The organism is Streptomyces sp. NPDC093149, assembly GCF_044754145.1.
GTDB lineage: Bacteria > Actinomycetota > Actinomycetes > Streptomycetales > Streptomycetaceae > Streptomyces.
Window position 1 is genome coordinate 671991 of the sequence record NZ_JBIVON010000003.1, and the last position, 13986, is coordinate 685976.

The following is a 13986-nucleotide window of genomic DNA, read 5'->3' on the forward strand; positions in this document are numbered from 1 at the left end:
GCGAAGCCGTCATGACACGGCGGTTGTGACGACTGCCCTGCGCCGGCCGGGCATACGGGTCCGGGCCGGTTCCGCCCGCGCCGGCCGGCTCACGGCACCCGTGGGCGCAAGGGCGAGGCTGTCTCCGCAGGCAGCGTCATCCCGCCGCCGACCGATTCCGCTTCCGCGCCGCCCGCCGAATGCCGCGGAGGCCTTCCCATCCGCCCCTGAGTGCCGGCAGCGGCATGAGGATCACGAGCGCGAGCCCAACCGGGGCCAAAATGCCGGACGACACCCTGGTTCCTGTCACGGAGCGGGTGCTCGCCGTCTCGGGACGCCCCGGCTCGTAGTGGACGCGGATCGTGTCGCCGACGTCCGCGTCGCCGGCCTGCCAGATCTGATAGGGCGTCCCGGCGGAGGGCCCAGTTGTCGGGGAGGCTGAACAGGGCCGCCCTCAACAGGCCGCGGGATGGTGCGCTTGGTGACTCCTTTCGGCACGGGGGGCTTCTCCTCGGGGCAGCCGGTGGGGTGGCCGGGCGCCCCGGTACCGGCGGGCGCGGACCGACTGCCGACGCTTCCGCCGGCGTTCACGCCGACGCCTTCACCAGCTCCGCTTGTCACGCCGTCCGCTCCTGGTCCGCGTGATCACGCCGGTGTTAGGGTGACGATCTTTGGCGGAATGACAGCCACCGTAGAAATGGGGTCGGGGGGTGGCGCCGTGCGGTGCCGCCGGGTTGGGGGGACATGCGCACGCTGCGCCCGTTGCAGGCTCTCGGTCTCTCCGCGACAGCGGAGGCCGCCTACCTCGCGCTCGTGGAATGGGGTCCGCAGACCCTGACCGAACTCACCGACCGGCCGGCGCTGGCCGGGTCGCTGCTTGACGGTCTCAAGGACGCCGTCGCCGAACTCAGCGACATCGGCTTGGTGTCCCGTACGGACGGCAGGCTGACCGCCCAGCCGCCCCGCGCGGTGCTGGAGGCGGTCGCCGAGCGGCGCGCGCGCCAGGCCCGGACCGCCTACGAGAGCGCCACGGCCCTGTCGCAGTACTGGCTCGACCACACCGCCGGAGCGAGCTACGTCGAGGTCGTCGACACCTCCGAGCGGCGCGGAGAGATCCAGTCACGGGTGCACAACGGGGCCGTGTCCCAGGTGCGCGCGCTGTCGATCGGGCCGGTGGGCGGGGGCGACCGGATGCCGGAGGTCGGCCCCGGCACGCTGGATGCGCTGGGCCGCGGGATCGCCTACCGGGTGGTGTACAGCGCCAACATCCTGCAGGACCCCAAGGCTCTGGAAGTGGCGCACGAGTGCGTCGCCCGGGGAGAACAGGCCAGGGTCTTCCCCGATGTCGCGCTGAACGTGCTGGTCTGCGACGACCGTTTCGCCGTGGTCTCCGTCGCTGCCCCGAACCGTACGGGACACCACAGTGTCGTCGTGCAGCCGTCGGGGCTCCTGGACGGGCTGATCGGCGTCTTCGAGTCGTACTGGCAGATCGCCGTTCCGCTCCCGCCGGCCGGTGAGGCCGTCAAGAGCGAGGCGACCCCCGAGGGTCGGCAGCTCCTGAGCTACCTCAGCACGGGGTTGACCGACGAGTCGATCGCCCGTGAGCTCCGGGTGAGCGAGCGCACCGTCGCCCGGCGCATCGCCCGCCTCCAGGAGATGCTCGGCGCCAAGACCCGTTTCCAGCTCGGTGTTCAGGCCAGCCGTCGTGGCTGGTTGTGACTCCGGGCCGCGGCCCGGCTCGCGGCGTGGGCGCGCGGGGCGGGCCGGTGCGTGATCCGGCCCGCCCCGCGCGGGTCCTCAGCCGCTCAGGCGTTCATCGCCCCGCGCTGCGGTGGTGATTGTTACTTGTTGTCCGGCTTGACCAGGTCGGGCAGCTTGGCCTCGAAGAGCTTGTCGAACGCGAGGGCGGGCAGGATGTGGCCCTGGTTCGGCGCCTCGTTGGCCACGCCCGCCGCCCAGGTCGCCGAGTCGAGCCGCTGGTTGGGCGTGCCGTGGTGACCGGAGCTGTTGAAGCTGCAGTCGCCGACCTGGTAGAACGACTTCTCGGACTTGAGGACGCGGGCGGCGTTCAGCGACTCGCCCCGGGAGTGGGTCAGGTAGTACGTGCCGAACGCGTCCGCCATGAGTTCGGTGCGGCGGGTGGCCTCCGGGCCGGTCAGGTCGCTCTCGAAGAGGTTCTTCTGGTACTGGACGTGGTGGCCGAACTCGTGGCCCAGGATGCCGCGCGGCGCGACGTCGCCCAGGCTCACCGCGTTCATGCCCTGCAGGATGCCGTCACCCATGATGATCCGGTCCGTGATGCCGAGCGGCTCCGGGTCGTCCTTCTCGCTGTAGGCGAAGGCGTTGAAGGTGAAGATCGGGTTGGCGCCGCCCTGGAGGACCGGCTCCGAGTCGACCAGTTCGATGAACATGTCGGCCAGGTCGAGGTTCTCCTCGGGCGTGCCGCCGTACAGCACGGAGAGGGTGCGGGCGAGCCGGTCCGGGCTGGTGAAGACGTCCGCGCCGTGCATGGGGATCAGCTCGATGCGTGCCGAGTCGATGTCCCAGAAGCGCTTGAGGTTCTTCATCTCGGAGTTGAGCTGCTGGGTGTACTCACCCTTGGCGCCGAACGTGTTCGACGACGACTCCTTGCCGTAGATCAGCGCGTCGTAGGTGGGCATGTCGAAGCCACCGAAGAGCGAAAGGATGAAGATGGTCCACGGGTCCTGGGCGCCATCGAGGAGGGAGTTGGCGTACTTCGACAGATCGGTCGTCTGGCACTGGTAGTCGCCGGGGTTGATCGCGCTGTCGCGGATCTGCTGCCACTCCTCGCCCTTCAGACCGTACTTGGCCTTGGCCGCGTCGAGGCGGGCCTCCCAGTCGGCGGGCAGCTTGGCCAGGATCCGGTCGACGACGGCCTGGTGCTGCGGGTCCATGGAGGAGGTGTCGATGGAGGACTGCAGCGACCGGCTCGCCGCAGTCGTGACACCGGTCGCGTCAGCGGCGTGCGCGGGAAGCGCCATGCCAAGGCCACAGGTCGCGGCGATCGCCAGGCTCGCTGCCACAGACAGGGTCTTCTTCACGAGGTCTCCTTTCGAGGGTGCCCCGGTAGGGCATCCACGGGCGACGCTCAGTCTGTAAGTCCAACTACCGGATCAAGAAGCGTCGTTCACTGTCTGAAACCGGCATGTCTGGAACCTGACAGCCTCGTGGATCCCGTCACGCGCTCACGTCCGGTGCCAGCGACCCGTTCTCCGCGCGCCCGACCGGTTCCACCGCACCTGCCCCTCGTACGCGACGGACGGGGGCGGCGACCGGATGGCGGACGGCAAACCGCGACCCACGCGCTCGACACCCCCGACGACGACGCCCTCTACCGCCTCCGGGCCGCGAAGGCCGACGAGGAAGAGAAGCGCCGCCGGGCAGCTGAGCGTGAGGCACGCCGACCGGTGCGCACCGACTGCGGTCGGGGCGAACACGGGGGAGCCGAGCTGAGGGGAGGGAGCGAGGGCCGGCGGCGAGGGTCGGGAGCGACACACTCAATTCGCGAGGAGAACGCGCTTGCGCAGAAGGTGGGAGCCTGCGCGGCCGAACATCCGGCGTTCGAGCATCTTGATCCGGTTGACGTGGCCCTCGACCGCGCCCGAGTTCCAGGGCAGGGTGAGGCTGCTCCGATGTGTGCTGACGGTACGACGGGCGGTTCGTCACTCGTCGTCGATGCCCTGCACATCGACGGGCCGAGTCCCGTCGAAGGTTACGAGGATTCCGTAGGGGTCGCCCATACGGAGCCCGCTCTCGGCGAATCGGACAGCCCAACTCTGATCGGCCCACACCGTTGCCTCGGGAACTCCCAGTGGCGGCTCCGGAAGGTCCAACAGATCCAGCTCCTCGGCGGTGAGCCCGAAATGTTCCTCACGGAGCCGGATGCGGCAGTACTCCATGGCCCGGGCGACGAAGGCGTCGAATCGGCTCACCACATCGTGGGCGAGTCGGAGGGTGGCCGGCTGCGGCAGGGCAGGCGGTTCAGTCACCAGGCTGACCGAGGCCCGGTCGGCGCCCGCCGGTGCCGGGAAGCAACCGGTCCAGCAGGCCAGCGGGGGAGGGCCCTCCACCCGTCTCAGCGCGAGTCCGGCGATGTACAGGGTCGCGGGCAACTCCGCGTCGGCGCCGGGCTCCGCACTGCCCGAGCCACTTGGTGGTGCTCCGTTCGCGGACATTCGCCCAGCATAGGCCGGAGCCGTGCAGGACCTGCGACCGACGACGAACGACAGCGATCGACGAGCGACTGCCAGGTGCTTCTTCGCCTTGTGCGGCAGCCCGCCTCGACGGCGCCGCCGTCAGGTCGGAAGGGGCTCAGTGCTGCCCGAGGGGTGTGGTCCCTGCTTCGCGCCCGTGGTGATGCCGAGCCGCTCGGCGATGCTGGATCGGTACGCCTGGCCCGGCGTCGACGCCTTCGCCGCTCTTTTCGCGGTCGATGGCCGCGTGTGACCGGGTGCCTCACTTGGCCGCTCTGAGCGTCACAGTTGGCCGGAGGGCAGCGACGGTTCCCACCGCAGAGGGGCCCGGAAAGACCCGATGAAGTGGTTCAGCCGGAACACCTCGAATACCTCGTGGTCGACCCGCATGCGCACGTCGCTGTGCTCGAAGACCGCGGACTCCGAAGTCAGGCCACCGACCGGTCGGCGAGCACGGCCACTTCGCTGAAGTACGCGCGGAACAAACGCTCTTCGCCGTGCGGCACCCGGACCGCCGGCGAGTGGGCGAACCTGAAAGCGAGCCGGTCGGTGCCGTAAAGGACGGAACTCGGATCGCGCACGACACCGAAGAACAACTCGCCTGGCTTGTCCGGCTTCTTGTAGTGCACCAACACCCCGAGCCAGCGCAACGGAACCCGGAACGTGTGCTCTGCGGAGTCCAGGTTGAACAGCTCGAACACCCCCCGGTCCACACGCAGATGAAGGTTCGCGTAGTCGAACGTGAGCGGATCCATGGGGAGAAGATAACGCGGTCGGCCGCTGGGTCCGCGTCATCCCGGCCGGCGACCGCCCGTAGCCTTGCAGCGGCACCGCGCCGAACACCGCACACTACAGCGCCGGATACCCGCGCCGGCCCATGCGCCTTCCCCCTGCCACTTCGGGGACGGCCTGCCGGACACACGGCTGCCGGTCCCCGCGCGGGCTCAGTCGGCCGCATCCACTATGGGGGCGGGACCCCGCTGGGTGGTCCCGCCCCCGTCTTCAACGGGTCATGCGGCAAGGGGCCATGCGATCGGGCTCAGAATCGGTCCGGGGCACGCTGCGGGAGCGGAGAGCCCGGGAGCGCGTCCCGCTTCTGGCTCTTCCGTGCCTCCGCGTTCGAGTCGGCCGTGGCCCGGCAGGTCACGTCCCTCGCCGGGAGCTTGCCGGTGAGCAGGTAGTCGGTGACCGTGCCGTCCGTGCACGCGTTGCCGTTCGGGTAGACGCCATGGCCCTCGCCGCCGAGGACGGTGACCATTTTCGAGGCCTTCAGGTCGGCGTGCAGGGCCTGACCGCTGGGCAGCGGAGTCTGCGAGTCCCACTCGTTCTGGACGACCAGGGAGCCGACCTTGTTGTTCACCTTGGTTGCCGGTTCCATGGACTTGTCCCAGAACGCGCAGGGCTTGATGCTGGACGCGAAGTCACCGTAGAGCGGGTAACGGCCCTTGTCCTTGATGGCGTCCTGCCGGTAGCTCTCAGGATCGCGGGACCATGCGGCCGAGTTGTCGCCGCAGACCACGGCCCAGAAGCTCGCCGTCATGTTGTCGGACGGCACCTCGACGGCATCGACGGCGTCTGCAGTCCCGGTCACCCGGGATCCGGCGAACGCCGCGATCTTGTTCGCGGAGGCGGGTTTGCCGGCCGCGGCCTTCTTCAGTTCCACGACCCCCTCGGTGGCGTACTTTGGGCTGAAGACCGCCCCGCGCATACCGCTCCGGATGTCATCACCGGTGGTCGGTTGCCCCTCTACCTCGATGGGCTTCTCGTCGGCCTGCGCGACCAGGTCCCAGAAGGTCCGGTCGACCTGCTTCGGGGTGTCACCGAGGCCGTACTTCCCTGAACGCTCGGCGGCCCACTCAGTCCACCGGTCGAAAGCGGGCTCGGCGCCCTCCGCCCACCACTGGATCATCCCTCGCCAGGCGCGCGCCGGATCGACCGCGCTGTCCAGCACGAACCGGTCGGCCCGACCCGGGAAGAGCTGGGTGTAGACGGCGCCCAGGTAGGTGCCGTACGAGTAACCCACGTACGAGATCTTCTTCTCACCGAGGATCGCCCGGAGCAGATCCATGTCGCGCGCGGTGTTGCGCGTGGTGATGTGCGGGAGCGTGTCGCCCGCTTTCTCCTTGCACTTGTTCGCGACGTCGCGTGCCCAGGCGACGTCTTTGCCGAACGTCTCCTCCTTGTACGGCCGCAGCCAGTTCTCCTCCTCCGGCTCCAGATTGCAGGAAACCGGGCTGCTCTGTCCGACACCGCGCGGATCGAAGCCGATGAGGTCGTACTTCTGCTGTGCGGCCCTGGGGAGCCTCTCCTGCATTTCCAGTGGCATGTAGAGCCCCTGTCCCCCCGGGCCGCCGGGGTTGGAGAACAGGACACCGCGCCGCTTGTCGGGGGCGGTGCTCTTGATCCGGGATATGGCTAAGCTGATCCGTTTGCCCCAGGGAACCCCGTAGTCCAGTGGAACCCTGATCGTGGCGCACTCGAACTCAGCCGGAGAGGAGGCTTCGCACCGCTTCCACCGCGGCTTCTGTTTCACATACCGGTTCAGCACGCGCGTGGCGGTGGACGAGGAGGCGGTCGATGGGGTGGCCGCCGCAGCGGCGGTGGCCGTCGAGGTGGCGAGCGCGGGAGCCAGCGTTGCCATGACACTCACGGCCAACAGGGGAGCGAGACGTCGTCTGCGCACGATATCGATCCTTCCGGTTGCATGTTCGGACAGGAAAGATCATCCAGGAACAGGCCGCGCATGCGGATCCTTCGCCGGGCTGCACCTCCCCTCCACCCTGGGAATGACACAACAGTCTTGGGTGGTCACTGAGTTGTAGGGGACGGGCAGCCCTCAGCGCCAGGCTGACGCGCCAGTCGCCTCGCCCACAGCCTGCCGGAACGGCCCTTGGATCTCTGCGGCGTCCTCGCGTCGGGAACGTCCGGCCAGGTCACGAAGTGTCCAGTCGTCCCCAACGAACAGCAACTCGTCAACCGAACCTCCACCGACGGCTGCCCCCGGCTGGCCGACCTCGGCTCGCCCGTCGTCACTGGCACACCGCCCTGTACAAGGGACATGCGCTTCCAGGACGGCGACTGGTGGTGAACACGGGCAGGGGACGCCCGCCGGCTTCGACAGGACGATCCACAAGCGTAGGAGCGAGGCGGAACGGACGATCAACAGGCTCAAGAACTCCGGGCCATGGCCACGAGGTACCACAAGCGGGTCTACGTCTTCCACGGCACCGTCACCGTCGGCGCGATCCGGCTCTTGCCTCGTCCGTGATCCGCCGGACAGAACCTGGCGGTGAGGCGCTCGAAAACCAGTGGAGCAGCGCCGCCGTGCGCCATTACCGTGCTACCGAGCCAAGTTGTCTAGTCAAGGACACGCCGTTGTACACCCTGTGAGACCTCCCGAGCGCTGAATCGTCGCGCGTCGCGCATGTGCGCCGCGCTCCTTTTTGCTGCGGACTTCTCACTGAAACCGGTGTACCTCTGTGCTCAAAAACTGGGTGGTTGTGCCCACCTGCCTGCCGCTCGTTCTCCGCCGTTGCCACGCGTGCGCGTCCGAGCGCTTCCGGACAAGCGGTAAATTTCGCGTCAACGCAAACCACAAGCTCATCGACGTCTGGCTCCTCGCGCTCTGTACCGCTTGCGGGGAAACTGCAAAGCTGACGGTCCTGGAGCGGATGAATGTACGCTCCGTACGACCTGAGCTGCTGGACCGGCTGCATGACAACGACCCCGACCTGGCAGCTGAGCTGCTCCAGGATCCGGTCGTGCGGCGCCGCAATCGCATTGCCCTCGACTGGGACAACGCATGGCGCCTCGACACCGGCGGGTCGGATCACCTGGACCGCGAGGTGATCGACGTCTCGGTCCGCTTTGCGGCGCGGATCCCGGTCCGGCCGGTGCGTCTGATCGCTGAAGGCTGCGGTCTTTCGCGGGCCGAGGTCGAGAGACTGATCACGGAGGGGAAGCTCGTTTCGGCAGTCCGGCTGAGCGGCAAGCTCTCCGGCGACTTCACCTTCACGCTCAAGCGCTGAGCCCTCCTCGGGATCAGGGGCCTGTCCGGCAGGATCCGCCGGGCAGGCCCTGACTCTGTCCGCCTTCGTCCACCGCCAAGCAGTTGCTGATGGACTTGACCGGGTGTTGTCGGGCATGCAGTTCATCGTGCTCCGGATGCCTTGCGCGACGGTGTGATCGGGTGCCCGGGCGTGGCGCACGCCTTATCTGTTGCGGATGTCGGGCCCACCTCCATACGGAATCACTCGAGAGCGCCGCGCCCGAGGAACCACAAGTCATTCCGAGAGGGCGGTATATAACTCTTTATTCAGCTCGCCGTTGTGTGTGGATGAGGCGCAGTGATCAGTTGCTCGGGGTTAGGACCTGTCCGGCCCCGCCCCATACCCACGTCAACGAGTCGGGCACCGAACAGTCGCGTGATCGGCAGGGCAGTTCCCAGATATGCGCCCCGTCCGCGCGCTCAGAATTTCGGCGGCCAGCACCCGTGGTCGACCGCGGGAAGCCCGATGTACGCGCGCAAGCGTGCGTGAGTGGCCGGGAGTCCGTAAGTGGCGAGGCTCTCGCCCAGGTCCCCCTCCGCTTTCCACCATCCTTCAAAGAGGTCGGCGAGGGCATACAAAAGCTGCTGCTGGGGGCGGGGGAGTTGCGCGTACGGGGGACAGGGGTCGGGCAGAGGGCTAGGGAACAGGTCTGGCAGAACAACTTTCGCCTTGGACGCCCTTTGCGACGTGCTGACAGACGGCAGGCAGGCGGCGACTGCGGCGCGTGAGATGGGGGAGGGTGGAAGGGCGAGCAGAACGTCGGCGGTGTGCCCGTGGAAGTCGCCCAGGCTGTAGTCGGTCGCGGGTACAGGCGCAGGGGCCGCGGCGGCGGCAGCGAGTTCGGCAACGGCCCGGTCGAGGAACGGACCGTCAAGTTCCGCGGCGGCGCTTCGGGCGGTCTGGGCGGTGGCAATGGCGGCAGCCCAGCGTACGAGGCCGTCCTCGGCGTCCAGACTGGCGGTGAGGACCCCCGGGAGAGCCGTTGTGCCGAGTATGCCGACCGCTACGAGCGAGGTGGCTTTCGCGACGGCATCGTCCTCGTGCGCAGCAAGGCCGACCAGGAGGGGCAGGGAGGTGCCCGCCAGTTCAGGAAACCAGGTCATCAGGTAGGCAGTCCTGGTTCGGACTCGGGGATTCTCATCGTCCAAGAGACCGCGCAGGGAAGGAAGTTCGGTAAGTACGGCGTTGTATGAACGCATCGAAGAGTCACGAGCATCGACCGGATTGCCGGCCGCCACCCAGTCCCGGATGTCTTGTAGGTTCCGGCGTCGCTGCTCGTCCCGCTCGGCGGCCAGCGCCTCCTCGTACAGCGGGAGGAGCTTGTCGGGGGAGTTCTCGGCGGCCTCCGCTCGCCAAGTGGCGATGTCGGCCCCGTCGATGATCTCGCGCTCCTCGTCCCAGTTGACCGCGAAGCCGGTCAGGAGCTCCAGCGCGTGCTCACGCGCCGGATCCGGGCCGGCGAGAGCGATCCGGGCAAGGAACGGCACGGCGTACGGAGATGCCTGACAGCGGGTTCCCTGGTGCGCGAGGTGATCGAACAGGCTGCTCACAGCCTGCTGTCGTGCCTGCTCGTCAACTCCGCACAGGGCGCGCAGTTGGCCGGGCACATCGACGGCCGTCCCGTAGGCGTGGTTCAGGTTCGCCCAGTCCACTTCGTCCAGGCCGGTCAGCAGGTTGTCGTCCGCGTTGATCACGGCCGCATGATGTCAGAGTCCTCCGACACCGGCACCCGGCCCCAGCGGACGGGCCGTCGGAATCGGGCACCGTGATCGGGTGGAACCCGGATCCCACCGTTTCCAGCACGTACACGTGCTCGCCGCCCTCAGCCGGCGAACCCCCTGATGATCCCGGCGCGGGAGGGGACGGGAATGCTTCCGCCCATGTCGTCCGTGTGCAGTCCAGCGCCGTCGGGAGGATCGGTCGTGATCGGCCGGACAGGTCCCAGTACTCCAGCCGTAGATGATGATCTGGCTGCTTGCGGGAGTATGTGTCGTAGGCAGTGGTCATGGTGGGCGTTATGGCCACGGTGTTGGGGACCGCGGCGGAAGCCGGTTGTCGGTCCCCCTGGGTAGGGTTCCGCGGCATGGTGCTCAAAAGTTTCTACGACTTGAGGTTTGGTGTGTCTCCCGGCGGGGCCAGGAAGGACGCGCACCACATCTGCGGCAGTCTCGACGAAGCCATGCGTGCTCTGGACTCCGAACTCGAGGACTACATCAACGTATGGCTGCTGTTCGACTACGGCCCCAGTACTGAACTGGCCCTGGACGTGTACCAACAGGGCGAACGAGTGCGTTCGATCGATCTTCACCCGTTCATCACGATCCGAGTCGACGGCTACCCGGACATCACCTTCCGCGGACCAGGCAAGCCGACCGGCTACGCCGTTGGCGCGGATGATCCAGAGAAGGTGAGGATGGTGCTTGCCGACAGGATGTTCGAAGGTGACCTCGACGGCAGGATCGAGGTCACTGCGGACTGGGACAGCATCCTCGTCCCACCACTCATGGGCGACATCGCGGAGCACGGTGACTACGTCAAGCTTGGCGATGGCGCTCTCGATGACCTCGTCGACCTTGATGGCCTCGACGGGGACGAGTTGGCGGATGAGCTGATCGACCGGGGCTGGGCCGAGTACGGGGATCACGATTTCGAGGCGTGAGCCGGGTGGGAAATGACCTCCGGACTTCGCCATGGATGCTCAGTTTCATGGCTGTTGGGTGGTTTGCCATCGGTAATGACCATCGCGGGCTCGGGCCTGGTGGCGCCGCCGCCAGTAGGACCAGCGGATTCGGCGGGCTGAGTCGTGAATGGGCTGGACGGCCAGGGCGGTGAACAGATGCTGGATCTCGTTGCAGCTCAGCGGGATCAGCTGGTCCGGTGCTGGACGCTGGGCGTGTTCGCCGGCGCGGACGACGGTGAGGAAGGCGTGCGCGAGCATGGCGAGGGTGACCCACCGATGCCAGGAGGTCCACCGTCTGCCCTGGTGTTCGTCCAGTCCGGCCAGGCCCTTTCCGGACTGGAAGGTCTCCTCCACCCTCCATGGTGATCCTGCGACCCGCACCAGCGTGGCCAACGGCACCTGGCGGGGTGAGTAGCAGCGGTAGAAGGCCGACGGGCGGTGTCTACGCTCTGTCCTTCGGTCACCGCCTGAGCAACGTTTGTTCACACACCAGCTGATGACCGCTCCTGGCCGCACCTGTCTGCGAGCCCCCCGGACCAGCCAGACCATCATCTACGGCTGGAGTACGAGCCGATACCGGGTGCCGAGCGACGGAACTCAGCGGGCGGGAACCGGCTCGGACGGCGGCTGCCACTCCCGCCTGATCAGCCCGTAGACCCACGAGTCAGAGACCTCGCCGTCGACGACGCAGTCTTCCCGCAACGTCCCTTCACGCACGAAGCCGAGCTTCTCCAGCACGCGGGCAGAAGCCACGTTGCGTGTATCGGTCTCGGCTTGGACGCGATTTAGGTCCAGCGTGTCGAATGCCCATCGCAGCAGAGCGCGCGCGGCCTCGGTCGCGTATCCGTGGCCCCACGCTGCATCGTCGAAGCAGTAGCCGAGCGACGCGCTGCGGTAGTCCGGATTCCACCTGTTCAGGCTGCACCAGCCGATGAACGCCCCGTCGGAGACACGATCTACGGCCAGCCGCGCCCCGGTGCCCTCCTGTGCCATCTGCCGGCAAGCCGTGAGGAACTTCTCGGCGCGCACGCGTTCGCTCCACGGTGGCGCGTCCCAGTATCGCAGCACGTAGGCGCTGCTGTGCAGTGCGAAGACGTCGTTCGCATCCGCGTCTTCGAAGGCACGCAGCCGAAGGCGAGCGGTGTGCAACGAGGGGGTGGGCAGCGACGTCCTCATGTTCCCTCCCCTGATCGGTGACCGATCAATCAGACATCCGATGCGGGTCACTCGCAACGGGTTTTCTCGGCGGGCCGGCAGACGTGTCCGCTCATCGGCGCGACCGAGTGCCCCCAGAGGGCGGCACCTGAGGTGATGCCCGGTTTGGCTTTTCGGTTGGGCTGAGCAGACTGGTTGCGGCCCGCGGGAGGGGCTACGGCCGTGGCGGGATGAACAGCCCCTGCTCGGTATCGGCCAGGACCCCCCCGCTCGGCGAGCCGCTCAAGCTTCAGGCGGACGTTGTTGATGTCGCTGGGAGCGACCTCCCAGTCCATCGCCTCACACACCGCCCGCGCCCACAGCGGGGCATCGGCCGCGGCGAACACCGCCGTGATCTGCTGGTAGGCCGGATGGCCCGGAAGCTTCGCGGCCCGCGGCACGGGCAGTGACGGATCGGGCAGCTCCAGCAGCGCCTTGCGGGTGATCCGGATCTCCTCGGCGGTGGTGTCGAACCCGTCCAGCAGTGCGGTCAGCTCCGCGATCCTCTCCCGGACCCCTTCGGCCCGTGCGGCGATCTCCCGCCACAGCCCCATGCCTCCCAGGCGGCGGAGATGCAGCGATTCCACACGTTCCAGTGACGACAGATACGACATCACACACTCTGAGTGCGGAAGATCGTGCCGCAGATGGATCAGAGTGGCCACCAGCCGTTCAACGAAGACCAGTTGATGCCGGACGTCGGCGCCCGCGGCCCGCTACCGGGCACCGAGAGGTCGCCCCTCGACACACGCCTGCCACGGCCGGGCCAACTCCACTACCGGGCAGGCCGGATGCCGCCAGGAGACACCCGTGAACAGCCGATGCGCGAGGACCGCCGGATCGACCTGGATCGACACGGGCGGATCATGTCACCCACCACCGACGACTCCCTCACCTACTATCACGCACCAACTCGTTGAGCAGGCTTGTGGTGACCTGCGGGACTTCGGGTCCCGGCCGATACGACTACTCGGCGTAGACGACACCGTGGTGCTGGGCTGAGCTGGGCTCCTGGTCGAGCCTGTCCGTGCTGCTTGACCCCGGAAGGTCGTTCTCTGCTGCCACCCGTGCCTGTCTCGCGTAGCGGATGGACCTCAAATCTTGACGGCCTCTGCGATCTGCAGGGCGGCCTGGGCGGGCGTGAGGTTTGTGGTGTCGACGACCTCGGCCTCGCCGTGCAGCCACGTGCGGGCCGCCTCGGCATAGGGCTCAAGGTATTGGAGTCGGAATGGGGAGGGGCCAAGAACAGTGTCACCCTCGATGCGCCCGCGGAGGGTGTCCTGGTCGGCGTGGAGGACGAAGTGCCGTACGGGAATGGCATGTTCGGCGAGACCCGTGCTGATCTCGCGCCAATACTGCTCGACCAGGACAGTCATGGGCATCACGAGAGTGCCACCGGTGTAGTCGAGTACGCGGCGGGCAGTCTCGACGACGAGCGGCCGCCACGGCGGCCAGTCCTGGAAGTTGCCTGTCCAGGGCAGCCCCGGTGTGATGTCCATGAGTGTCTCGCCGACCTTCTCGGCGTCGAAAACTCGTGAATCCGGGATCAACTGCTGCACGAGTGTACTGGTCGTCGTCTTGCCTGCGCCGTGTGTGCCGTTGAGCCATACGATCACGGGCACCAACGCTAGTGTCCTGCGCCGGAGATTCGTCGTTAGTTCATGCATGAGTGCTTCTTCGGGTGTGCCAGCACCGCGTCGTGGTCCGAAGCTGGAACCGTTGTTGTTGTCCGTTGACGAGCGTGCGGTGTTGGAGCGTTGGGCCCGGCGGGCGATGTCTGCGCAGGCCGTGGCGTTACGGGCGCGGATCGTGCTGGCGTGTGCAGGTCCTGACGTTCCGCCGATTGTTGTGGTGGCGCGGGATCTGCGGG

13 protein-coding genes and 2 pseudogenes are annotated in these 13986 nt (G+C 67.6%); 6 read left to right on the forward strand and 9 right to left on the reverse strand.

The window, feature by feature from the left end; genetic code table 11:
- The first annotated feature begins 723 nt into the window (after nucleotides 1-723).
- Nucleotides 724-1698: a LuxR C-terminal-related transcriptional regulator gene (locus tag ACIQCZ_RS13565; RefSeq protein ID WP_402282114.1), complete on the forward strand. Its 975-nt coding sequence runs from the start codon at nucleotides 724-726 to the stop codon at nucleotides 1696-1698.
- A gap of 122 nt (nucleotides 1699-1820) precedes the next feature.
- Here ACIQCZ_RS13565 and ACIQCZ_RS13570 read toward each other — a convergent pair whose 3' ends face one another.
- From ACIQCZ_RS13570 to ACIQCZ_RS13585, 4 genes are all read right to left on the reverse strand, one after another.
- Entirely contained in the window at nucleotides 1821-3041 is a 1221-nt protein-coding gene (locus ACIQCZ_RS13570) for a hypothetical protein (protein WP_402282115.1), read from the reverse strand.
- Nucleotides 3042-3662: 621 nt separating this feature from the next.
- Nucleotides 3663-4175 carry a hypothetical protein gene (locus tag ACIQCZ_RS13575; protein WP_402282117.1) on the reverse strand — a complete coding sequence of 171 codons (513 nt, stop codon included), beginning with the start codon at nucleotides 4173-4175 and terminating at the stop codon, nucleotides 3663-3665.
- Between the two features lie 446 nt (nucleotides 4176-4621).
- Nucleotides 4622-4948 carry a hypothetical protein gene (locus ACIQCZ_RS13580; protein ID WP_402282118.1) on the reverse strand — a complete coding sequence of 109 codons (327 nt, stop codon included), beginning with the start codon at nucleotides 4946-4948 and terminating at the stop codon, nucleotides 4622-4624.
- Nucleotides 4949-5232: 284 nt separating this feature from the next.
- Nucleotides 5233-6834 carry an alpha/beta hydrolase gene (locus ACIQCZ_RS13585; protein WP_402282177.1) on the reverse strand — a complete coding sequence of 534 codons (1602 nt, stop codon included), beginning with the start codon at nucleotides 6832-6834 and terminating at the stop codon, nucleotides 5233-5235.
- A gap of 249 nt (nucleotides 6835-7083) precedes the next feature.
- On the opposite strand from ACIQCZ_RS13585, the gene ACIQCZ_RS13590 reads away from it, so the two are divergent.
- The 3 genes and pseudogenes from ACIQCZ_RS13590 (at nucleotide 7084) to ACIQCZ_RS13600 (ending at nucleotide 8221) form a co-directional block, all read left to right on the forward strand.
- Nucleotides 7084-7281 carry a hypothetical protein gene (locus ACIQCZ_RS13590; protein WP_402282120.1) on the forward strand — a complete coding sequence of 66 codons (198 nt, stop codon included), beginning with the start codon at nucleotides 7084-7086 and terminating at the stop codon, nucleotides 7279-7281.
- 16 nt (nucleotides 7282-7297) lie between these two features.
- Nucleotides 7298-7461, forward strand: a pseudogene (locus tag ACIQCZ_RS13595) (IS5/IS1182 family transposase); the annotation flags it as partial.
- A 211-nt stretch (nucleotides 7462-7672) separates the two neighbouring features.
- Nucleotides 7673-8221 (forward strand): DUF1062 domain-containing protein, encoded by a 549-nt coding sequence (locus ACIQCZ_RS13600; RefSeq protein WP_402282122.1) that lies wholly within the window; start codon nucleotides 7673-7675, stop codon nucleotides 8219-8221.
- A gap of 440 nt (nucleotides 8222-8661) precedes the next feature.
- Here ACIQCZ_RS13600 and ACIQCZ_RS13605 read toward each other — a convergent pair whose 3' ends face one another.
- Nucleotides 8662-9936: a hypothetical protein gene (locus tag ACIQCZ_RS13605; RefSeq protein WP_402282124.1), complete on the reverse strand. Its 1275-nt coding sequence runs from the start codon at nucleotides 9934-9936 to the stop codon at nucleotides 8662-8664.
- Between the two features lie 389 nt (nucleotides 9937-10325).
- Between ACIQCZ_RS13605 and ACIQCZ_RS13610 the strand changes: the two genes are divergently transcribed.
- The gene (locus ACIQCZ_RS13610; RefSeq protein ID WP_402282126.1) at nucleotides 10326-10901 is read left to right on the forward strand and encodes a hypothetical protein; all 576 of its coding nucleotides are present in this window, start codon (nucleotides 10326-10328) and stop codon (nucleotides 10899-10901) included.
- 45 nt (nucleotides 10902-10946) lie between these two features.
- On the opposite strand, the pseudogene ACIQCZ_RS13615 reads toward ACIQCZ_RS13610, so the two are convergent.
- The 3 genes and pseudogenes from ACIQCZ_RS13615 to ACIQCZ_RS13625 all read right to left on the reverse strand — a co-directional run.
- A pseudogene (locus tag ACIQCZ_RS13615) lies at nucleotides 10947-11369 on the reverse strand (IS701 family transposase); the annotation flags it as partial.
- Nucleotides 11370-11519: 150 nt separating this feature from the next.
- Nucleotides 11520-12098 (reverse strand): GNAT family N-acetyltransferase, encoded by a 579-nt coding sequence (locus ACIQCZ_RS13620; protein WP_402282127.1) that lies wholly within the window; start codon nucleotides 12096-12098, stop codon nucleotides 11520-11522.
- 47 nt (nucleotides 12099-12145) lie between these two features.
- A complete protein-coding gene (locus ACIQCZ_RS13625) occupies nucleotides 12146-12703 on the reverse strand; it encodes a hypothetical protein (RefSeq protein WP_402282129.1) in 558 nt (185 codons plus the stop codon).
- A gap of 39 nt (nucleotides 12704-12742) precedes the next feature.
- On the opposite strand from ACIQCZ_RS13625, the gene ACIQCZ_RS13630 reads away from it, so the two are divergent.
- Nucleotides 12743-13036, forward strand: coding sequence for a hypothetical protein (locus tag ACIQCZ_RS13630; RefSeq protein ID WP_402282131.1), 294 nt, complete (start codon nucleotides 12743-12745; stop codon nucleotides 13034-13036).
- 174 nt (nucleotides 13037-13210) lie between these two features.
- On the opposite strand, the gene ACIQCZ_RS13635 is transcribed toward ACIQCZ_RS13630, so the two are convergent.
- The gene (locus ACIQCZ_RS13635) at nucleotides 13211-13732 is read right to left on the reverse strand and encodes an ATP-binding protein (RefSeq protein WP_402282179.1); all 522 of its coding nucleotides are present in this window, start codon (nucleotides 13730-13732) and stop codon (nucleotides 13211-13213) included.
- Nucleotides 13733-13986 lie beyond the last annotated feature (254 nt).